This window comes from Gordonia liuliyuniae (assembly GCF_021738805.1).
Taxonomy (GTDB): domain Bacteria; phylum Actinomycetota; class Actinomycetes; order Mycobacteriales; family Mycobacteriaceae; genus Gordonia; species Gordonia liuliyuniae.
This window is the reverse complement of the sequence record NZ_JAKKOR010000005.1, coordinates 317,173-338,495: the sequence shown is the minus strand read 5'-3', so window position 1 is coordinate 338,495 and position 21,323 is coordinate 317,173. Positions and strand designations below refer to the sequence as shown.

Sequence of the window (21,323 nt, the reverse complement as noted above, 5' to 3'; positions counted from 1 at the left end):
GCTTGAGCACTCGCGTAAAATCTTTGATCGTGAGTGTTAAGCCCTTCGCCATCGACATCCGCAGCGTGCCGCGCCGTGCCGGCTCGCTAGTCGAGGTCGACCGCACAGTTGTGACGCCAGACCGTATCGGAGCCGAGATGATCGGCATCCCAGCCGATTCCGAGGTCCAACTCGATCTGCGTCTGGAGTCGGTCACCGAGGGCGTACTGGTCTCGGGGACGGTCAGCGCGCCGACGGCAGGCCAGTGTGGCCGTTGTCTCGATGCGCTGGACGATTCGGTCTCGGTGTACCTGACCGAACTGTTCGCGTACCCCGACTCCGAGACAGACAAGACCAGCGACGAGGAAGACGTCGAGCGGATCGTCGACGAAGAAGTCGACCTCGAGCAGACGATCATCGACGCGATCGCCACCGAGCTCCCGCTGTCGCCGGTGTGTAGTCCGGACTGCCCCGGCCTGTGCCACGTGTGCGGTGTGCGGCTGGCCGACGCCGAACCCGACCACGGTCACGACATCATCGATCCGCGCTGGGCGAAGCTCGCCGACAAGCTCGTCGAGCCGGCGCCGGAAGACCCGGACGCGGACGGGCGCTCATGAGCAAGCGTCCCGACCCGTCAGTCCTACTCGACGCGCTCGGCGTCGAGATCAGCCCGGAACTGTTGACGCTGGCGTTGACGCACCGTTCGTACGCGTACGAGAACGGCGGTCTCCCCACCAACGAGCGTCTCGAGTTCCTCGGCGACGCGGTGCTCGGGGTCGTCGTCACCGAACGTCTGTATCTGGGGTTCCCTGACCGGCCCGAGGGCGAGCTCGCAAAGATCCGGGCGAGCGTCGTCAACATGCACGCGCTGGCCAGTGTCGCCCGCGACCTCGGCGAAGGTGGCCTGGGCGCACACATCTACCTCGGGCGTGGCGAAGAGCTGACCGGCGGCCGCGACAAGGAATCGATTCTGGCGGACGGCCTCGAGTCGGTGTTCGGCGCGCTCTTCCTCGATCACGGCATCGAGACCGCCAAGCGGGTCATCATGAACCTGTTCGAGCCGATCATCGCCCGCGCGGGTGAACTCGGCGCCGGTCTGGACTGGAAGACATCGCTCCAGGAGTTGTCGGCCGAGAAGGGCGCCGGGCAACCGCAGTATCAGATCACCTCCACCGGGCCCGACCACGACAAGGAGTTCACGGCGGTCGCCGTCGTCGCCGGCCGGGAACTGGGCGAGGGGACCGGACGGACCAAGAAGGAAGCCGAGCAGAATTCAGCGGCTCTCGCCTGGCGCGCGCTGAACGACGCGAAGGATTTCGTCGGCCGCTCGGACGACGCCGCGGCGGCGAGCAGCTAGCACTCCCGTGCCTGAACTCCCCGAGGTCGAGACGATCCGGTCCGGCCTGGCGCCGCACGTCACCGGTCGACGGATCGCCGACGTCTCCGTGCTCCACCCGCGCGCCGTCCGCCGGCACGTCGGCGGTGCCACCGACCTGGAGAACCGGTTGCGCGGCAAGCGATTAGACGCTGTCGAACGTCGCGGCAAATACCTGTGGCTGACCGGGGCCGACGCGTCCGACGAGGTCGCCGTCGTCGTCCATCTCGGCATGAGCGGTCAGTTGCTGATCAGCGATCCGGACGTCCCGCACCAGAAGCACCTGCGGATCCGCGTCACGCTCGACGACGGGCGCGAGGTGCGATTCGTCGATCAGCGCACGTTCGGCGGCTGGCACGTCGACGACCTCGTGGCGGTCGGCGGGCGAGACCTGCCGGAGTCGGTGGCGCACATCGCACCCGACCCGTTCGAGGACGCGTTCGACCCCGACCGGGTCGTCGGGGTGCTGCGCCGCAAGGAGACCGAGGTCAAACGTGCGATCCTCGACCAGACGGTGGTCTCCGGGATCGGGAACATCTACGCGGACGAGTCGTTGTGGCGTGCCCGGGTGCACGGCGCGCAGAAGACCAATCGGACGTCCATGCCGCGGCTGCGCGGCGTGCTCGACGCGGCGAGCGAGGTGATGGCCGCAGCCGTCGAGGTGGGCGGCACGTCGTTCGACGCACTGTATGTGAACGTCAACGGGCAGTCGGGGTACTTCGACAGATCGCTCGACGCGTATGGGCGAGAAGGGGAGCCGTGCCGACGGTGTGAGACGCCGATCCGCCGGGCGTCGTTCATGAACCGCTCAAGTTACTTTTGCCCGGTCTGCCAACGGCGACGCTAGGTAAGTTGTGGGGTTCGCATGGGAGCTGACAGTCGATGCAAAGGCTGCAGATAATGCCCGACCCGAGTGGGAAAGAATGCCTTCAACGAGTTCGACCCCGGGCTGTTCAGTGGCGAGGACGTATGGGATGGACGGACCGTCTGCGGTGGCGCACCACGGTGGTCTTCCCTGATCCGGCGGGCGCACGGCGAGGCGGAGGTCGCAGGAGCGTTGCTGGTCATCGTTCTCCTTTCGGCGTCATGTCCTCAAGCAGTGCGTCGCGGCGTGTGGCGCAGAAGCAGCCGACAAACACTCCCGCCGGGATTATGCCGATGCTGACAACAACGGCGAGGGCCGGGTGAACCTGGGGAAAGATGTCGGCGAGCATGTTGCTCCCGGCGAGAGAGCCGAAGATCAGGTTGCATAGCAGGAGCGGGGTGAGCATGCCCCCTGCGTATCCGATGACGAAGAAGCAGGCGGAGAGGACGCCCCAGATGCGAGCTCGAGGGGCTCCCGGCCCCTCGTAGCGGGTGGGTTTCAGGGCTTCCTGGACTTCCCGCGGCCATCGCGTCACGAGGATGTCATTGTCGTAGTCCAGGTCGACGGTGGTATGGCGGACGACGACCTCTGTCCCGATGAGCTTGCGGCCCGCGAACGGACCAGGCAGCGGAGACTCGACCGTCCGTGGCAGCGTAAGGTGCTGGCCGTCATCGCTCGTGTCGATGTGGATGACGAGATCGTCGTCTGCCAGCCCGCCTTCGGGAGTTTCGTTCGATGTCACATATCGGATGATTCCGACGGCTTCTCGGCCCTCGGCGAACTCCTTCTTGCTCGGGGCCGGGCGCGGCTCCGGCGGGGGAGCGAACTCGTCGAGTGCCTTCCACATTCGTCGGAGCAGAGAGGACTTTTCCTGCTCGGCGGCCTCTTCAGCGCTCATGACTCGAACACCCAGGGCGAGTCCGCACAGAATAGTGGCGATCCGGGGCCTGGGGTGACCGGTCCGTTCTCGACCAGCGCCGGATCCGTGCGCGGGACCGGTCCCTGGCCCGTCATCGTGAAGCCATAACGTGTCGGGATATATCTGTGCGGCGAGGTAGCTGGGGTGGCCTCGACGCGGGAGTACCCGTGCGCGCGATCGCAGCGGTGTGCTGTCACACGTCGTCTCCTTCCCGGCCGGATCAGGGATCGACACGGTGCGATACGACTGTTCGTGCTCCCGATGGACCTCCCTCGACGGGGGCCCGTCCGTATGCTTCGTGTCCATATTGTCCCATGACAGGTGTTCGGGCGGGTGGGCATGAGCCGCGACCGTGTCTCGCGCTCCCGAACGGGCCGAACCTCGGCTCCGGCTTAGTGCGAGTCCACGCGCATCGCGATCGCGAAACTGTCGGCGGCCAAGCGGCTTCCGTCGAAGACAGGAGTCTCGTCGAGCGTTGCCACGACGCGAGGATCTTTGGTGGCAGCCGCTGTACCGCGGTCCCGGACCTCTCGTGACGGCCATTCGGTGACGGTTACGACTACGGAATCCGAGTCGCTCGCTCCGGCGATGCTCGCGATTCCCCGTAGTGCGCCAGGCGCATAGGTCGCCCCGTCGCCGTGGAATCCGGCCTGGTCTGCAGAGCCTTCTGCCTGCCAGTAGTCCACGATGTTCGTCGCCCCGTGCTCGCGGTAGACCTCTGCCATCCGGCGCGAGAACTCGAGGTAAGCATCTTCGCGTTCGCTGGGCACCGGCACGATGGTGATGTCGGCGAATGTCACGGGGCCTCCGTCGAGTCGAGGTTCTGTTCGCGGACAGCTCCTGCCCGTCGCACCTGGTCAGCCTAACGCCGCGAGGCGTGACGCGGCGATCGTCCGAGGAGTTCGGCCGCAGGTCTGCCGACGGTCGACGCCGATTACGATTAGCCCGTGAACCGAGGAATCGATGCGACTGTGACGTCGTTGGAATCCTCAGGGCGAGTGAAGTCGCCCATTTCGAGACTGAAGGAGTCGTTCGGCCATGACTGATCTGTGGGTGCAGCGCACCGGGACCCGCCGGTACACCGGCCAGAGTTCGCGTGGCGCGGAGGTGCTCATCGGTTCGGAGGACGTCGACGGTGTCTTCACTCCCGGCGAGCTCCTGAAGATCGCGCTCGCCGCGTGCACCGGAATGTCGTCGGACCGCCCGCTGTCACGTCGTCTCGGCGACGACTACGACGCCACCGTCCGCGTGTCCGGTGCCGCCGACCGCGAGAACGAGGTGTACCCGCTGCTGTCGGAGACCCTCGAAGTGGACCTCTCGGAACTCGACCCGGAAGCAGCGCAACGCCTCCTCGTCGTCGTCGAGCGCGCCGTGGACAAGGTCTGCACCGTCGGACGCACTATCAAAGCGGGTGCGCAGGTCGACCTAACGATCGAGACGGACTGAGCCGATGGCCGAGGCGTCGACGTCCCCGTCGGGTGCGCAGCGTGTGAGCGCGTGGGTGCACGGGCGCGTCCAGGGAGTCGGCTTCCGGTGGTGGACGCGGTCGCGGGCACTAGAACTCGGACTGGTCGGTTATGCGGCGAACCACGCGGACGGTCGGGTGCACGTCGTCGCCGAGGGGCCGCGGGGCGATCTCGACGTGCTGGTCGCCGCGCTGCGGTCGGGTGACACTCCGGGCCGCGTCGACCTCGTGGTCGAGGACTTCGCACCGGCGCGCGGAGACCACGCCACTTTCGTCGAGCGGTGACCTGCCGCAGGTAGACTGGCTGGTCGTGCACCTGAAGAGCCTCACCCTGAAGGGTTTCAAATCGTTCGCGTCGTCGACGACGCTGCGATTCGAGCCCGGCATCACGTGTGTGGTGGGGCCGAACGGGTCGGGCAAGTCGAACGTCGTCGACGCTCTGACCTGGGTGATGGGCGAACAGGGCGCCAAAGCGCTGCGCGGTGGAAAGATGGCCGACGTCATCTTCGCGGGTACGTCCGGCCGTGCGCCGTTGGGGCGTGCCGAAGTGACGCTGACCATCGACAACTCCGACGGCGCCCTCCCGATCGACTACTCCGAAGTATCGGTGACGCGGCGCATGTTCCGCGACGGCGCAGGCGAGTACGAGATCAACGGAACCTCATGCCGGCTCATGGACGTGCAGGAACTGCTCTCCGACTCCGGCATCGGCCGCGAGATGCACGTCATCGTCGGACAGGGCCGCCTGTCGGCGATCCTCGAGTCCAAACCGGAGGATCGCCGCGCGTTCATCGAAGAGGCGGCTGGCGTGCTCAAGCACCGCCGTCGCAAGGAGAAGGCGGTCCGCAAACTCGACGCGATGGCCGCGAACCTGGCTCGGCTCACCGACCTCACCACGGAGCTCCGCCGCCAGCTCAAACCGCTGGGCAGGCAGGCCGAGGTCGCGCGCCGGGCCGCGACCGTGCAAGCCGACCTGCGCGACGCTCGTCTGCGTCTGGCCGCCGACGACCTCGTCGCGCGCCGCACCGAGATGGCCGAGCACAGCAGCACCGAACAGGAGATCCGCGCCAGACAGGACGAGGTTGCCGCACAGCTGGACACCGCGACCACGGCGTTGACCCAGGCCCAGGAGCATCTGGCGCAGGTGGCGCCCGCCGCCGCCGAAGCGGGACGCGTCTTCCACCAGTTGTCCACCCTCCGCGAACGCGTCGACGGGACGTGCCGCGTCGCAGGCGAACGCACGACGCACCTCGCGAGCCCGGCGGCCGCACCCACCGGGCCCGACCCGGAAGAACTCGAAGCGCAGGCCGAACGCGCCGCGATGACCGAGGCCGAGCACCAGCAGACTGTCGAAGAGGCAGCAGAACGACTCGAGTACGCAACCGCCGCGCTGCAAGCGGCCGAACAGGCTGCGGCCGCGGCCGAACAGGCGCACATGGCGGCGGTGCGCGCCGTCGCCGACCGACGAGAAGGTCTCGCCCGGCTCGAAGGGCAGGCCGCGAACCTGCGCACCAAGGTCGAGTCGGTCGACGCCGAGACTGCGCGACTCACGGCGGCGATCGAGGCGGCGCACGAGCGGGCCGACGCCGCACAGGTCAGACTCGACGAGCAGGCGGCCGTCACCGCCGAACTCGAGTCGCGCGAGCAAGGCCTCGACGAACACCATGAACGTTGCATGGCCGCACTGGAGACGGCCAACACCGCCGTCGAAGAACTGCGGAAGACCGAGCGCGACGCCGAACACGCGATCGCGTCCCTGACCGCGCGCATCGAGGCCCTCGCGATGGGACTCGAACGCGGTGACGGCGGAGCCTGGCTGCAGGAGAACGCCGCTGACGGACTGCTGTCACCGCTGTCGGACCTGCTGACCGTCCACACCGGGTACGAGACCGCAGTGGCGCTGGCGCTCGGACCCGCCGTCGACGCGATCGCGACCGTCGACGGGCTGACCGCGGTGCGGGCACTCGCCGCGCTGCGCGACGGAGACGGCGGCCGGGCCGCACTGATCGTGGGCGGCCTGTCCGGTCGCACGCGCGCCGACCGGCCGACCGTGCCGTCGGGTGTCGTGTGGGCGCGCGACGTCGTCGACGCACCCCAATCGGTGAGCGGCGCCGTCGATGTCCTTCTCGGCGATGTCGTGATCGTCGACGATGCCGCACGGGGCCTGGATCTGGCGATCGAGCACGGCCTCGTCGCGGTGACCGCGGACGGCGACCGGATGTCCGCGGCCGCCGTGGAAGGCGGATCGTCGACACGTCCGTCGACCCTCGAAGTGCAGTCGGCGATTGACACCGCCACCAGTGATCTCGCTGTCGCGCGCACGACCGTCGAGACGTCCACGCACGAATTGGCGGCCGCGACAGCCGCCCAGGAGCAGGCGCAGGAGGCGGCCGAGGGGTCGCTCGCCGCGTTGAACGAGTCGGACGCGAACGTCGGCGCCGCCTACGAACAGCTCGGCCGACTCGGGATGGAGATCCGCGCCGCCAGCGGCGAAGCCGACCGTCTGACTCGCCAGCGGCGTCTCGCCGAAGAGGGCCGCGCCGACAATCTGACGGCGCTCACCGAAGTCGAGGACCGGCTGGCGCGTGCCCGCGACGAGAACGACGACCCGGACACGTCGACCGACATGGACAGCGAGATGCGTGAGGCCGCCGCCGCCGAAGTCGCCGAAGCGCGCTCGATCGAGGTCGAGACGCGATTGACGTTGCGCACCGCAGAGGAACGTCTCGGCTCGGTGCGCGGGAAGGCCGAGGGGCTTCGTCGCGCCGCGGTCAACGAACGCGCCAGCCGGGAACGACTCAAACGGCAGGACGCCGCACGCCGGTACGCGGCGGGCGTCGCGCGCGCGGTCGTCGACGCCGGAGCACTGGTCGCCGACGCCGTCGTGCAAGCCGTCGACAACGCCGCTCGCGGTCGTGACGAACTCGACGCAGTCCGGGCCGCCCGCACCGCGGAAGTCGACGAGCTCCGCCGGCTCGTCGACGAACTGACCGCCACGATGAACCAGCTCCGTGATGCCGTCCACCGCGACGAGATCGCGAAAGCTCAAGCTGCGCTGCGCATCGAACAACTCGAAGAACAGGTCCTCGAACAGTTCGCGATGGCGCCGGACGATCTCGTCGCCGAATACGGGCCCGACGTTCCGATGCCGCCGTCCGAACTCGAGATGGGCGAATACGACGAGGCGAAGGCGCGCGGCGAGCAGGTCGTCGCGCCCGCGCCGATGCCGTACGACCGGGCCACGCAGGAGGCGCGCGCCAAGAAAGCCCAGAAGGACCTGACCACACTCGGCAAGGTGAATCCACTGGCGCTGGAAGAGTTCGCGGCCCTCGAAGAGCGGTACACGTTCCTGTCGACGCAGCTCGAAGACGTCAAACAGGCGCGCGACGACCTCCTCGACGTCGTCGCCGACGTCGACGCCCGCATCCTGCAGGTGTTCACCGACGCCTACACCGATGTGGAGAAGGAGTTCTCCCAGGTGTTCTCGACGCTCTTCCCGGGCGGCGAAGGACGACTCGTCCTCACCGATCCGACGGACATGCTGACCACCGGCGTCGAAGTCGAAGCACGACCGCCGGGCAAGAAGGTGAAACGCCTATCCCTGCTGTCCGGCGGCGAGAAGTCGTTGACCGCGGTGGCCATGCTCGTCGCGATCTTCCGCGCCCGACCGTCCCCGTTCTACGTGATGGACGAGGTCGAAGCCGCACTCGACGACGCCAACCTACGTCGACTCATCAGCCTGTTCGAGCAGTTGCGCGAGAAGTCGCAGCTGATCGTCATCACCCACCAGAAGCCGACCATGGAGATCGCCGACGCGCTGTACGGCGTGAGCATGCGCGGCGACGGCATCACCCAGGTCATTTCGCAACGACTCCGCGGAGTCGACCTCGCACCCTCCACCTGAAAGGCATCCTCCCAGTGAGCACAGAAGTCCTGATCGGCATCATCGTCGGAGTGGTCGCTCTGATCGTCCTGATCGGCGTGGCCGGTTATCTGGTCAACCGCAGACGACAGATCTCGATCTCCGACAAGTCTGCCGACCAGATGGAGGCGACCGACGGCACCACCCGCGAAGTCGACCGGTCCGGCGGATACCAGGCCGGTTCGGGATTCAACTTCAGTCAGGGCGGCGCCGGATCGGCGACGCTGGACAGGCCCGAGCCGAAGCGCGAACCCGAGCCGAAGCCAGCACCCGCCCCGAAGCCAGAACCCGCCCCGGAGCCGGAGCGTGATGTCGCATCCGAAGCCGGCGAGTCCCCAGAGTCGGAAACCGACACCGCTGTGGTACCTGAGCCGGCCGTCGAGCCCGAGGCTGCTGTCGAGCCCGAGCCGGCCGTCGAGCCCGAGCCTGCTGTCGAGCCCGAGCCTGCTGTTGAGCCCGAGGCTGCCGTCGAACCCGAGCCTGAGCCGGTGCCCGACGCGAAGCTCGACGAGATCGAACCGACTGCGGGCCGTCTGTCGCGGCTGCGCAGCCGACTGTCGCGGTCGCAGGGCGCGATCGGCGCCAGCGTCCTCGGTCTGCTCGGTGCAGGCGATCTCGACGAGGACTCGTGGGAGGAGATCGAGGACACCCTGGTCATGGCCGACCTCGGCACCGACGCCACCGGAGCCGTCGTTGAACGCCTGCGTGAGGAACTGGCCGCAGGGAAGGTGCGGACGGCCGACGACGCGCGTGCCGCGCTCAAGCGGATCCTCGTCGAACAGTTGCGTCCCGAACTGGATCGGTCGGTCAAGGCGTTGCCGCATGCGGACGGGCCCGCGGTCGTCCTCGTCGTCGGTGTCAACGGCGTCGGCAAGACGACAACCACCGGCAAACTGGCGCGCGTCCTCGTCGCTGACGGCCGCCGGGTCACGCTCGGCGCGGCCGACACGTTCCGCGCTGCGGCAGCCGACCAGCTCCAGACGTGGGGCGAACGCGTCGGCGCGGGCATCGTCCGCGGCAAGGAGAGCGCCGACCCGGCCTCGGTGGCGTTCGACGCGGTCAGCAAGGGGATCGACGACGGCGTCGACGTCGTCCTAATCGACACCGCGGGCCGTCTGCACACCAAGGCCGGGCTGATGGACGAGCTCGGCAAGGTCAAGCGCGTCGTGGAGAAGAAGGTTCCCGTCGACGAGGTGCTGCTGGTGCTCGACGCGACCGTCGGCCAGAACGGCCTGATGCAGGCCAAGGTGTTCGCCGAGATCGTCTCCCTGACCGGCGTGGTCCTCACCAAACTCGACGGCACGGCTAAGGGCGGCATCGTCTTCCGTATCCAAGAGGAGCTCGGCGTACCGGTCAAGCTGGTCGGTCTCGGCGAAGGCGCCGACGACCTCGCCCCCTTCGAGCCGGAGGCGTTCGTCGAAGCGCTGCTGTAGCAGCACTCACCGCAACCTCAATGCGTCGTAGCAGCCTGCGCTCAGGCGGCTACGACGCATTCAGTATGCGACGACCTAGGTGAGGGTGCGGCAACGTAGGTGAGGGTGCGACGACTGAGTTGAGGCTGCGGCTCGCGTTCGTCCTTCCTCGGCGTGCGTGGTCGTCGTCACCTGTGGTAAGAATTGAAACAGGATTCAATGTTTCGATCGGCGGGAGACGACCGTGCCGTACCGGCCAACCGAGCAGACTCGGCGCAGCGCGCAGGCCAAGCGTGCCGCGATGCTCGCGGCCGCACGTGGGCTGGTCGCCGACGCGGGATTCTCGGCGGCGACGGTCACCGCGATCGCGGAGGGGAGCGGCGTCAGCGTCGGGTCGGTGTACTCGTACTTCGACAACCGCGACACACTGCTCGCCGAAGTATTCCGGGACGCCGCCGAGTACGAGTTCGCGCAGGTGTCGGCGGCCGTCGAAGCCGCGGACGGGCCGATCGCCCGCCTCGACGCGCTCATCTGCACCTTCGCCGACCGTGCACTCCGCGGGCGACGTCTCGCGTGGTCGCTGTTGTTCGAACCGGTGATCCCTGCAGTCGACACCGAACGACTCCGGCTGCGCCGCTGGTACCGCGAGCTCTGTGTCCGAGTCATCGCCGACGGTGTCGCCGCGGGCGTGTTCGCCGATCAAGATCCGGACGTCACCGCGTCCGCGCTGCTTGGCGCGATCTCCGAGTCACTCGTCGGGGTACTCGACCCCGACATGCCAGATCCCGACCTACTGCTCGCCACGATCCGCGCCTTCTGCTTCCGAGCGCTCGGCGCACTCCCGCCACCGGAGAAGGAGAAGTCATGACCGCCACCCACGAGGTCTTCAACCAGGCGTCGCCGCGCGTCGACGTCAACGAGTACACGAGCAATCTGCCCCTGGTCGAGGCCGTCCACGCCTACGGTGCCGACTGGGCGAGCGACGACCTCGCCGAAGCCGGCGCCCTCGTCGGACGGGCCGACTTCCAACGCGATGCCGAACTAGCCAACACGATCACCCCGGTCCTGCACACTCACGATCGGTGGGGAAATCGCGTCGACGAGATCGAGTTCCATCCCGCCTATCACCGCATCATCGGCGACGCGATCGCGCACGGTGCGCACACCAGCTGCTGGGACGACCCACGTGCGGGCTCACACGTCGCACGCGCTGCGATGTTCACTCAGTTCGGTCAGATCGAACCCGGCCATGCGTGCCCGGTGAGCATGACGCACGCGGTGGTCCCGTCGCTGCGCGTCGACCCCGACCTCGCACAGCAGTGGATCCCGCGGACACTGTCACGCGACTACGACCCGTCACTTGCCGACCCGGCGAAGAGCTCCGCCATCTTCGGCATGGCGATGACCGAGAAGCAGGGCGGATCCGACGTGCGCGCCAACACCACGCGTGCCGTCTCGAACGGCGACGGAACCTACCGGATCACCGGGCACAAGTGGTTCTGTTCGGCTCCACAATCGGACGCCTTCCTCGTCCTCGCCAAGACCGAGCCCGGCGTCACCTGTTTCGTCGTGCCACGCACCCTGCCCGACGGGACACGTAACGTGTTCGCGATCCAGCGACTCAAAGACAAGCTCGGCAACAAGTCGAACGCGTCCTCGGAGGTCGAGTTCTCCGACACAGTGGGTTGGCGGCTCGGCGACGAGGGGGCCGGCGTCCGCACCATCATCGAGATGGTCAATCAGACCCGCCTGGACTGTGCGCTCGGCAGCGCCGCGGGCATGCGGCAGTCGGTGGCCGAAGCCGCCTGGCACGTCCGTCACCGTGCGGCGTTCGGTGCGACACTGATCGACCAGCCGGCGATGACCGCGGTGATCGCCGATCTGCAACTCGAAGCCGAGGCCGCCACGTGGACGGCGATGCGTCTGGCCGCGGCCTACGACGACGACTCCGAGCAGTCGCAGGCGTTCCGCCGTCTCGCGACGGCGGTCGGCAAGTACTGGGTGTGCAAGCGCGGCCCCAACCATGCCTACGAGGCGCTGGAATGCTTGGGCGGCAACGGTTACACCGAGGCGTTCCCGCTCGCCCGCAGGTTCCGTGAGCAGCCTGTCATGGCGGTCTGGGAGGGGTCGGGCAACGTCATCGCGCTCGACGTGCTGCGCGCGATGGTCCGGGACCCGTTGTCGGTGGAGGCGCTCGACGCCGAGTTCGAGCTCGCGCTCGGTCAGCACCGCGGCTACGACCTCCATGTGGAACGAACTCGCAAGATCGTCGCGCAGGCGGCAGCCGATCCGACGAGTGCCCCGGCGATCGCGCGTCGTCTCACCGAGTCGTTGGCGTTGGCGTTGCAGGGGTCGATCCTGATCCGGCAGGCTCCGTCGTTCGTGGCGGACACATTCGTCTCCGGCAGGCTCGAGGACGCCGGCCAGATGTACGGGGTGCTCGACTCCCGGCTCGACCTGAACGCGCTCGCCGCCCGGGCCTGAACCGCGCGCGAGCAGGAGCGACGCGCGTAACGCGCCCGAAACCTGTCGCGTCCACGGTTGACGCCCGCGAAACACGAGGGCACCGCCCGCGCAACGTGAGCGCGACAAAGTTTCCTCACACGTCGACAACCGACGAGTGAGGAGGCCTGCGAGAAGTGAATGCAGCATTGCCGGACGAAGTGTTCGGCTCCATCGACACCGGGAACACCGCCTGGGTCATCATGAGCGCGGCGCTCGTGCTCTTGATGACACCGGCGCTGGCGTTCTTCTACGGCGGACTGACCCGAGCCAAGTCGGTCCTGAACATGATGATGATGTCGTTCGCCGCGCTCGGCGCGGTGACGATCGTCTACGTCCTGTGGGGATTCTCGATGTCGTTCGGCAACGGGCTCACCGGGTCCGACGACATCGCGGGCATCTTCGCCAACCCGTTCGCCCTGTTCGGCTCCGACCAGTTGACTCAGACGCGTGACGTCGCGGGGGAGACCCAGGTCGTGGTCTGGGGGAGCACCGGCATCCCGGCGATCGTGTTCATGGCGTTCCAGTTGACGTTCGCGGTCATCACCGTCGCACTCATCAGCGGTGCGGTGGCCGAACGCGTCAAGTTCGGCACCTGGGTCGTGTTCAGCGTGCTGTTCGCGACTATCGTGTACTTCCCGCTGTCGCACATGGTGTGGGGCGGCGGACTCCTATCGGGCGACGAGCACGGATTCGCCTCGTGGATGTTCGGATCCACTGACGGCGAAGCGAACGTCGTGCCGATCGACTTCGCGGGCGGCACCGTTGTCCACATCAACGCAGGCATGGCAGGTCTGATCCTGGCGCTTGTCGTCGGACGCCGCCGCGGCTTCGGACGGACCGCGTACCGTCCCCACAACATTCCGTTCGTGATGCTCGGCGCCGCACTCCTGTGGTTCGGCTGGATCGGCTTCAACTCCGGTTCGGAGCTCGCTGCGGACGCGACCGCAGGACTCGTGTGGATCAACACTGCAGCCGCGACCGCGGCCGCGATGGTCGGCTGGTTGGTCGTCGAATGGTTCCGGGACAAGCACGCGACCAGTGTCGGCGCAGCGTCCGGTGTGGTCGCCGGACTCGTCGCCATCACCCCGGCGTGCGGTGCGCTGACCCCCGTCGGCTCATTGCTTCTCGGTCTGGTCGCGGGCGCACTGGCCGCCGTCGCCATCGGCCTCAAGTTCAAGCTGGGTTTTGACGACTCCCTCGACGTGGTGGGCGTGCACCTGGTGGCGGGGCTCTGGGGCACGATCGGCATCGGCTTTCTCGCCAAGGAATCCGGTCTGTTCTACGGCCACGATGCCCGTCAGCTCGCCGTCCAGACCGTCATCGCGTTGGTGGCCCTCGCCTTCACCGCAGTGCTGACGACGGCCATCGCGTTCCTCCTCAAGCCGCTCGGCTGGCGCGTCGACCGCGAAGCAGAACTGACCGGTATCGATGCCGCCGAGCACGCGGAGAGCGCGTATGAGACCGCATGAATTCGCCGAACACGTTGCAGTCTCACGTGACTCGCGCACTAGGCTCGAAGTAGAGGGAAGGGTTCAACCATGAAGCTGATCACCGCGATCGTCAAGCCGTTCACGCTCGAAGACATCAAAGCCGCACTCGAACAGATCGGGATCGTCGGCATGACCGTCAGCGAGGTGCAAGGCTACGGGCGGCAGAAAGGCCACACGGAGGTGTACCGCGGCGCGGAGTACGCGGTCGACTTCGTCCCGAAGGTACGGGTCGAGGTGATCGTCGACGACGATCTGCTCGACCAGGTCACCGACACCATCGTCGACGCCGCGCGCACCGGCAAGATCGGCGACGGAAAAGTGTGGGTCACGTCCGTGGATTCGATCATCCGGGTGCGAACCGGTGAACGCGGACCAGACGCGATCTAGCGCGCAAGCGCTCGCCGAAGGGCGGAAGGCGCTGCTCCAGGCAGGGGATCTGCACGGTCAGGCGTTGCGCGACGCGCTCGCCGACCGTGTGGAGGCCTGGCTGGCGGCTCGCGCGGCCGAGTTGGGCGTCGGCGATGGCAGCGGCTTCGCGCTCGTCGCTGTCGGGAGCCTCGGCCGGCGGGAGATGGTCGGCTACTCCGACCTCGACCTGGTGCTCGTCCACGACGATCGGAATCGGGACCGGCTGTCCGACGTGGCAGACGGCTTCTGGTACCCGATCTGGGATGCCGGGATCGGATTGGACCACAGCGTCCGGTCGATTCCCGAGGCGATGAAGGTGGCGCGCGAGGACGTCACGGCGGCGCTCGGTCTGCTCGATGCGCGGTTCGTCGCCGGCGACGAAGACCTTGCGGCGTTGATGATCTCGTCGGTGCGGGGACTGTGGCGGGCGGAGGCCCGCATGCGCCTCCCCGAAGTGATCGACAGCGCCCGCGCCCGCTGGGATCGGACCGGGGAGATCGCGCACCGCGCCGAACCCGACCTGAAGAACGGGCGTGGCGGGCTCCGCGACATCCAACTGCTCGACGCGCTGGCCTTCGCGCAGTTGACCGACGGCCTCGGGCGCCTCGATCCGGGTCGTGCGGAGTCGCCGTTGCGGACCGCCTACCGCGACCTCCTCGCAGTCCGGACCGAACTGCACCTAGTGGCCGGCCGGGCCCGCGACCAGGTGCGGGCTCAGGATGCGGACGAGATCGCTGCGGCGCTCGACGTCGGCGACCGCTTCGACCTGGCGCGCGTGATCTCCCGCGCGGCACGCACCACGTCGTACGCCGTCGACGCCGGATTCCGAACCGCGCAGAACGCGGTCGGCAAGCGTGGACTCTCGAAACTCCGACGGATGCCGATGCGTCGTCCGCTCGACGAAGGCGTCGTCGAACACAGCGGGGAAGTCGTCCTCGCGAAGAACGCGACACCCAGCTCGGATCCGGGACTGGTGCTACGGGTGGCGAGTGCGTCGGCTCGCAACAGCTTGCCGATCAACGGGCAGGCGTTGGCTCGCCTGGCGAACTATGCGCCGCCGATCCCGGAGCCGTGGTCGGCCGAGGACCTGTCGGACCTGTTGGTCCTGTTGGCGTCCGGCGACGAACTCGTCGGCGCCGTCGAAGCACTCGACGCGATGGGCCTGTGGGAGACGATCGTCCCCGAATGGCCGGTCGTCAGGGACCTTCCGCCGCGCGACGCCGTCCACTCGTGGACCGTCGACCGGCACCTGCTGGAGACAGTCGCGCACGCGGGCTCGTTGACGACGAGTGTCGCTCGACCCGACCTTCTGCTGCTGGGTGCGCTGCTGCACGACATTGGAAAGGGGCGCGGCGGTGACCACAGTGTGGTCGGCGCCGAACTCGTCGGCCCGATCGCCGACCGATTCGGGCTGTGGCCCGACGATCGCCGAATCCTCGTCGAGTTGGTCCGGCACCACCTGCTCCTGCCGGCTGTCGTCACCCGGCGCGACGTCTCCGATCCGGAGACGATCGCGTGGGTCGCGGAGAAGGTCGGCGGAGATCGAGTGCTCGTCGAATTGCTGGGCGCCCTGTCGGAAGCCGATTCGCGCGCGACCGGCCCGGGCGTGTGGAACGACTGGAAGGCGACGCTCGTGGGCGGGCTGGTCGAGCGGGTCATCGACCATCTCGGCGGCCGGGAGATCCCGCAGCCCGAACCGCTCGGCGCGGAGGTGCTGGCGCTCGCAGAGGCTGGCGGATTCCAAGTGCACACCGAACGCGGCGATGGTCCGAACATGACGAAGGTGACGATGATCGCGCCCGACCGGTCGGGCGTCCTGTCGAAGATGTCGGCGGTCCTCGCATTGGCCGACCTGCAGGCGCACGCGGCGACAGTCCGTACCCACGCGGGTTCGGCGGTGGACACGTTCGTCGTCATGCCGACCTTCGGGTCGCCGTCCGATCCGGTACTTCTGCGGCAGCGGTTGGCGGCAGCGGTCGACGGCGGGTTCGACGTGCACGGCGCGCTCGCGAAGCGGACCGCAGAACGTGGATCGACCGGGCGCGTCGGGCGGGCCGCGGTTCCCGGGTCACGGATAGCGGCGGCGCCCCGCGTCCGGTGGCTCGCCGCAGACCAACCGGGGCTCGAACTCCTCGAGCTGCGTGCCCGTGACGACGCGGGCCTCCTGGCGAGGGTGACCGTGGAGCTCGAGAAGTCGGGAGTCGACATCGCATGGGCCACCGTCGCCACGATGGGCGCCACCGCGGTCGATACGTTCTGCCTCGCGCTCCCCGACACGTCGGACGCTGCTCGAGAATCTGTGGCGGCAGCCGTGCTGTCCGTGTGTTGAGGGTCGGTGAGGAGATAGCGTCATCTGATCGGATTAACCGTCCTGGCCAGGGATTCTGTTTGTCGTCGCCGTGGGTGATCATGAATACATGACAGATCCGAATGCACAGTTCCCATCCGGCCAGCAGCCTCAGTTCCCGGGCGGGATGCCACCGGGCGGCATGCCGCCTGGGCCGGGCTACGGCGGGGTCGGCGGTACCTACTTCGTCCGCACCTTCGATCAGGAACAGGGCCCGTACGACATCGGGACCCTCGCTCAGATGGCGAGCGCTCGCCAACTCAAGCCGGAGGACGGCGTGCGGTCGTCCACCGGTCAGCAATACCAGCCTGCCTCGTCGCTGCCGGGCGTCTTCTCCGACAAAGAGTGGATGACTGCTCTGCTGCTGTCTGTGTTCCTCGGCGGACTCGGGATCGACCGGTTCTACCTTGGGTACACCGGACTCGGTGTGGCGAAGCTCGTGACGCTCGGCGGCTGCGGCATCTGGGCGCTCATCGATCTGGTCCTGATCGCCATGCGCAACGTCCCGGACGTGGACGGACGAGCGCTGCGCTGATCGCATGACGGGATTGATCGCATGACGGGGCATGTCGCCGAGTCGACCATGCTGGCGTCCGGCGGTGCGGCCGCCGTCGTGGCGGCGGCGTGCATTCCGGTGTCCGCCGTCGACGACGGACCGGTGATCTGCCCGTTCCGCCGTCTCACCGGTCTCCCATGCCCCGGGTGCGGTCTGACGCGCGCCTTCGTCTACACGATGCACGGTGACCTCCCGTCGGCGTTCGCCGCGCACGCGTTCGGTCCTTTCGTCGTCGCCCTCGCTGTGCTGTCGGCTGTCGTGATGGTGGTCCGCCGCGTCCGTGGCGACGGACCGGTCGCTCTACGTCGGGCGGTCAAGCACCCAGTGGTGGTGCTCGCCGTGATCGGGTGGGCGGCCTACGCGTTCGGCCGGATGGTCACCGCCGGGTGATCCGCTCGCCACCGAACGCTCCACGCATGGAAAGATGGAGGAATGTTCGAATCCCTCTCTGACCGGTTGACCGGTGCGCTGAAGGACCTGCGCGGCAAAGGTCGACTGACCGACGCAGACATCGATGCGACCGCCCGGGAGATCCGGCTCGCGCTGCTCGAAGCCGACGTCTCGCTACCCGTCGTCCGAGCGTTCATCGGCCGGATCAAAGAGCGAGCGAAAGGCTCCGAGGTTTCCGCGGCGCTGAACCCCGCACAGCAGATCGTCAAGATCGTCAACGAGGAACTCGTCGGAATCCTCGGCGGCGAGACCCGCCGCGTCCAGCTGGCGAAGACGCCGCCGACGGTCATCATGCTCGCCGGTCTGCAGGGCGCCGGTAAGACGACGCTCGCCGGCAAGCTCTCGCACTGGCTGGCCGACCAGGGGCACACCCCGCTTCTCGTGGCGTGTGACCTGCAGCGTCCCGGTGCCGTCCAGCAGCTGCAGATCGTCGGTGAGCGCGCAGGCGTCCCTGTGTTCGCACCGCACGCAGGCACCTCGGTCGGCGGCGAAGGCGACCTCGGCGTCGACGGATCACAGGCCGCGGTCGCGGTGGCGCAGGCCGGTCTCGACGAGGCGCGAGCGCGCCACTACGACGTCGTCATCATCGACACCGCGGGCCGTTTGGGCATCGACGCAGAGCTGATGAAGCAGGCGTCCGACATCCGCGACGCGACGAACCCCGACGAGGTGCTGTTCGTCCTCGACGCGATGATCGGTCAGGACGCGGTCGCGACGGCGCAGGCGTTCGCCGAAGGCGTCGACTTCACCGGTGTGGTCCTGACGAAACTCGACGGCGACGCTCGCGGCGGCGCGGCGCTGTCGGTCCGCGAGATAACCGGGCGTCCGATCATGTTCGCGTCGACCGGCGAGAAGCTCGAAGACTTCGACGTCTTCCACCCCGACCGCATGGCCAGCCGCATCCTCGGCATGGGTGACGTCCTGTCGCTCATCGAGCAGGCCGAACAGCACTTCGACGAGGCGGAGGCGCAGCGCACAGCGGAGAAGATCAGCCAGGGCGAACTCACACTGGACGACTTCCTGCAGCAGATGCTGATGATCCGCAAGATGGGGCCGATCGGCAATCTCCTCGGCATGCTGCCCGGCGCGGGCGACATGAAGGACGCGTTGTCGCAAGTCGACGACAAGCAGCTCGACAAGATCCAGGCGATCATCCGCGGTATGACGCCGGAGGAGCGAGACAACCCGAAGATCATCAACGCCTCCCGCCGCATCCGCATCGCCAAGGGGTCCGGTGTCACCGTCACCGACATCAACCAACTCGTCGACCGATTCTTCGCGGCGCGCAAGATGATGTCGCAGATGTCCGGTCGGATGGGCATGGGCGGCAACCAGCGCAAGACCAACCGTAAAGGCAAGAAGGGGAAGAAGGGCAAAGGGAAGAACCGCGGGCCGACGCCGCCGAAGGGCATGCGTGGCGGCGGATTCCCGGGCATGCCTCCCGGGATGGACCTGCCGCCGGGCATGGACCTCTCGGAGATGCCGCCCGGCCTCGATCAGCTTCCGCCCGGCCTCGACGGCATCGACTTGAACAGCCTGAAGTTCCCGAAGAAGTAGGAGTCGTCGTCGTGGTGGCGCAGCGTTTCGCAGGAACCGATCCGTTCACCGGGGAGCCGCTCGCATTCTGGGTGGCCGATGGCGTCATCTCGTTCGACGAGGTCGCCGACGCGGAGACCGCTGTCGACGGCGGCTGGATCGTCCCCGGCCTCGTCGACGCTCACAATCATGTGGGGATCGCGCCCGGGCTCGGCGTCACCACCGAGCAGGCGCGCGGACTGGCCTATCAGGATGTGCGCGCGGGGACGCTGCTGATCCGTGAGGTCGGCTCGCCTGTCGACACCCACCCGCTCGACCACGATCCGCTGTGCCCGCAGTTCCTGCGGGCGGGCAAGCACATCGCACGGCCGAAACGGTACCTGCGCGACTACGGCGTCGAACTCGACGACCCCGACTCTCTCGCCGACGAGGTGGCGACGCAGGCGAAGGCGGGCGACGGCTGGGTCAAACTGGTCGGCGACTGGATCGACCGCAGCGTCGGTGACTTGGCTCCGCTGTGGACACGCGAACAACTCGATGCGGCCGTGGTCGCCGCGCACGAGAACGGGGCGCGCATCACCGCGCACGTCTTCGGCTCGGACGCCCTGCCCGACATCGTCGGCGCAGGCTTCGACTCCATCGAGCATGGGTCCGGTCTCGACGAAGACCTCATCGACGAGATGGTGCGACGCGACATCGCCCTGGTGCCCACGCTGATCCAACTCGACACGTTCCCGAGCATCGCTGACGGCGCCGACAAGTATCCCGTCTACCAGGCCAACATGCGGTCGCTGTACGCGCGCGGCCGGGACGTGGTGGGCAAGGCCCGGGAGGCCGGTGTGCGGATCTACGCCGGAACCGATGCGGGCGGCACCATCGAGCACGGCCGCATCGTCGACGAGATCGAATCACTGGCCGCGATCGGCTTCTCGGCATCGGACGCGGTCGAGGCGGCGTCCACACGACCACGTGACTGGCTGGGCGTCGCAGGCATCGCCGACGGTGCCCGCGCCGACTTCCTCGTCCTCGACGCCGATCCGACGCAGGATCTGTCGACACTCCGCCGCCCCGTGCACATCGTGTGCTCGGGGGAGAAGGTGGGGTAAGCGCAGGAACAGGGGTCGAAGCGCAGGAACAGGGGTCGAAGAGGCGGGGACCGGCTCGTTCAGGAGACGATCTGGAGGATGCCGATCACCAGCAACAGGACGGTGACGAGCCAGCCCGCCCACCGGGTGACCTGAGCCTGGTTCTGGCGTGCGCGGGCGAACAAGCGCCCGATCCAGGAGTGCGGGCGGGCGCGGACGGCGACCAGGGCGAGTCCGGCGAGCAACGGAAGAATCATCGCGACCGTCGCGTACAGGAACAGACCCAGGTAGCGGTGCAGCGGGTCGATATCGCTCGCCGAGAGCACCGCGAGCCCCGCGTAGAACGGGACCGATGTTGCCGACTGGACGACGCCGAGAACGAATCCGACGAGCACCGTCAGCGCGGACGGGGCGCGCAGCGGCGCGAGGATCCGGTCGACGAGGTCAGACGAGTCGCCTCCACGCCACGTCAGGACGGCCGTCAACACGGCCGTCAAGATCAGCAGGATGCCGAACAGCGGCGACGAGATCACCGCGTCGACCAGTGACTGCAGGCCGTCGAACAGCAGCAGGACCAACAGTGCCAGCACGAGGACGCCGAGCCAGTCGCCGAGCAACAGCAGTGGCGAGATCCGGCGGTACTTGCCAGGGGCGGCGATGATTGCGAGCGCGACGAGGACGCCGATGAGAAGAACATTGATCGAGTCGACGAATGCGAACGACAAGGCGTGCAGCATGGGCTCGTAGATCTCCGGTCGTCGCTGGGCGCTTTCGGTTTGCAGTGCCCGAGGTTCGCTGCCACGGTACCGGCACCGGCAGGCGAGGCAGGATTCGCGCCGGTGACCAGGATGCTGACGCCCGTTCGGTTTGGGCAACGCGCCCCACTCTGGCAGAATCAGACGCTGGTTCGTCGGAGCCGGCCACGGCCGACCGGCGGTCACCCCGTAAGAGATCGCAAAACCGGGCTCGTCGACAATCGTCGGGTCGCTGAATTGCGCTGTGACACAAG

General features: G+C 67.8%; 19 protein-coding genes. 16 read left to right on the top strand and 3 right to left on the bottom strand.

Translation table 11 applies throughout. The annotated features are described in order from the left end of the window. The first annotated feature begins 29 nt into the window (after positions 1–29). Genes L5G33_RS07210 through mutM form a run of 3 tightly spaced genes read left to right on the top strand, consistent with a single transcriptional unit; the run spans position 30 to position 2,201 of the window. A complete protein-coding gene (locus L5G33_RS07210) occupies positions 30–596 on the top strand; it encodes a YceD family protein (protein ID WP_236997479.1) in 567 nt (188 codons plus the stop codon). Beyond that, a complete protein-coding gene (gene rnc, locus L5G33_RS07205) occupies positions 593–1,336 on the top strand; it encodes a ribonuclease III (protein ID WP_236997478.1) in 744 nt (247 codons plus the stop codon). Before L5G33_RS07210 ends, rnc begins: the two co-directional genes overlap by 4 nt. Before the next feature lie 7 nt (positions 1,337–1,343). Next, on the top strand, positions 1,344–2,201 hold the full coding sequence (gene mutM / locus L5G33_RS07200) for a bifunctional DNA-formamidopyrimidine glycosylase/DNA-(apurinic or apyrimidinic site) lyase (RefSeq protein ID WP_236997477.1): 858 nt from the start codon (positions 1,344–1,346) through the stop codon (positions 2,199–2,201). Positions 2,202–2,418: 217 nt separating this feature from the next. Here mutM and L5G33_RS07195 read toward each other — a convergent pair whose 3' ends face one another. Then, entirely contained in the window at positions 2,419–3,117 is a 699-nt protein-coding gene (locus L5G33_RS07195; RefSeq protein ID WP_236997476.1) for a hypothetical protein, read from the bottom strand. 413 nt (positions 3,118–3,530) lie between these two features. Then, on the bottom strand, positions 3,531–3,938 hold the full coding sequence (locus L5G33_RS07190) for a DUF1428 family protein (RefSeq protein ID WP_236997475.1): 408 nt from the start codon (positions 3,936–3,938) through the stop codon (positions 3,531–3,533). Between the two features lie 238 nt (positions 3,939–4,176). Here L5G33_RS07190 and L5G33_RS07185 point away from each other — a divergent pair, with 238 nt between their 5' ends. The 13 genes from L5G33_RS07185 (at position 4,177) to L5G33_RS07125 (ending at position 20,335) form a co-directional block, all read left to right on the top strand. Continuing rightward, positions 4,177–4,584, top strand: a complete 408-nt coding sequence (locus L5G33_RS07185) for an OsmC family protein (protein WP_236997474.1) — start codon at positions 4,177–4,179, stop codon at positions 4,582–4,584. Between the two features lie 4 nt (positions 4,585–4,588). Then, on the top strand, positions 4,589–4,888 hold the full coding sequence (locus tag L5G33_RS07180; RefSeq protein WP_236997473.1) for an acylphosphatase: 300 nt from the start codon (positions 4,589–4,591) through the stop codon (positions 4,886–4,888). Between the two features lie 25 nt (positions 4,889–4,913). Next, entirely contained in the window at positions 4,914–8,507 is a 3,594-nt protein-coding gene (gene smc, locus L5G33_RS07175; protein WP_236997472.1) for a chromosome segregation protein SMC, read from the top strand. 14 nt (positions 8,508–8,521) lie between these two features. Then, the gene (gene ftsY, locus L5G33_RS07170; protein WP_236997471.1) at positions 8,522–9,958 is read left to right on the top strand and encodes a signal recognition particle-docking protein FtsY; all 1,437 of its coding nucleotides are present in this window, start codon (positions 8,522–8,524) and stop codon (positions 9,956–9,958) included. Between the two features lie 223 nt (positions 9,959–10,181). Further along, positions 10,182–10,805 carry a TetR/AcrR family transcriptional regulator gene (locus tag L5G33_RS07165; RefSeq protein ID WP_236997470.1) on the top strand — a complete coding sequence of 208 codons (624 nt, stop codon included), beginning with the start codon at positions 10,182–10,184 and terminating at the stop codon, positions 10,803–10,805. After that, positions 10,802–12,421: an acyl-CoA dehydrogenase family protein gene (locus L5G33_RS07160; protein WP_236997469.1), complete on the top strand. Its 1,620-nt coding sequence runs from the start codon at positions 10,802–10,804 to the stop codon at positions 12,419–12,421. The genes L5G33_RS07165 and L5G33_RS07160 overlap by 4 nt, the downstream gene beginning before the upstream one ends. A gap of 155 nt (positions 12,422–12,576) precedes the next feature. Next, positions 12,577–13,911, top strand: a complete 1,335-nt coding sequence (locus L5G33_RS07155) for an ammonium transporter (RefSeq protein ID WP_236997468.1) — start codon at positions 12,577–12,579, stop codon at positions 13,909–13,911. Positions 13,912–13,980: 69 nt separating this feature from the next. Further along, positions 13,981–14,319 carry a P-II family nitrogen regulator gene (locus L5G33_RS07150; RefSeq protein WP_236997467.1) on the top strand — a complete coding sequence of 113 codons (339 nt, stop codon included), beginning with the start codon at positions 13,981–13,983 and terminating at the stop codon, positions 14,317–14,319. Beyond that, positions 14,270–16,669 carry a [protein-PII] uridylyltransferase gene (locus L5G33_RS07145; protein WP_504877657.1) on the top strand — a complete coding sequence of 800 codons (2,400 nt, stop codon included), beginning with the start codon at positions 14,270–14,272 and terminating at the stop codon, positions 16,667–16,669. Before L5G33_RS07150 ends, L5G33_RS07145 begins: the two co-directional genes overlap by 50 nt. An 88-nt stretch (positions 16,670–16,757) precedes the next feature. Continuing rightward, entirely contained in the window at positions 16,758–17,222 is a 465-nt protein-coding gene (locus tag L5G33_RS07140) for an NINE protein (protein WP_236997465.1), read from the top strand. A 21-nt stretch (positions 17,223–17,243) separates the two neighbouring features. Then, the gene (locus L5G33_RS07135; protein WP_236997464.1) at positions 17,244–17,633 is read left to right on the top strand and encodes a DUF2752 domain-containing protein; all 390 of its coding nucleotides are present in this window, start codon (positions 17,244–17,246) and stop codon (positions 17,631–17,633) included. A gap of 42 nt (positions 17,634–17,675) precedes the next feature. Beyond that, positions 17,676–19,250, top strand: a complete 1,575-nt coding sequence (gene ffh / locus L5G33_RS07130; RefSeq protein ID WP_236997463.1) for a signal recognition particle protein — start codon at positions 17,676–17,678, stop codon at positions 19,248–19,250. Between the two features lie 14 nt (positions 19,251–19,264). Next, positions 19,265–20,335 (top strand): amidohydrolase family protein, encoded by a 1,071-nt coding sequence (locus L5G33_RS07125; RefSeq protein ID WP_236997462.1) that lies wholly within the window; start codon positions 19,265–19,267, stop codon positions 20,333–20,335. A 59-nt stretch (positions 20,336–20,394) separates the two neighbouring features. On the opposite strand, the gene L5G33_RS07120 is transcribed toward L5G33_RS07125, so the two are convergent. Then, entirely contained in the window at positions 20,395–21,051 is a 657-nt protein-coding gene (locus tag L5G33_RS07120; RefSeq protein WP_236997461.1) for a hypothetical protein, read from the bottom strand. Between the last annotated feature and the right edge of the window lie 272 nt (positions 21,052–21,323).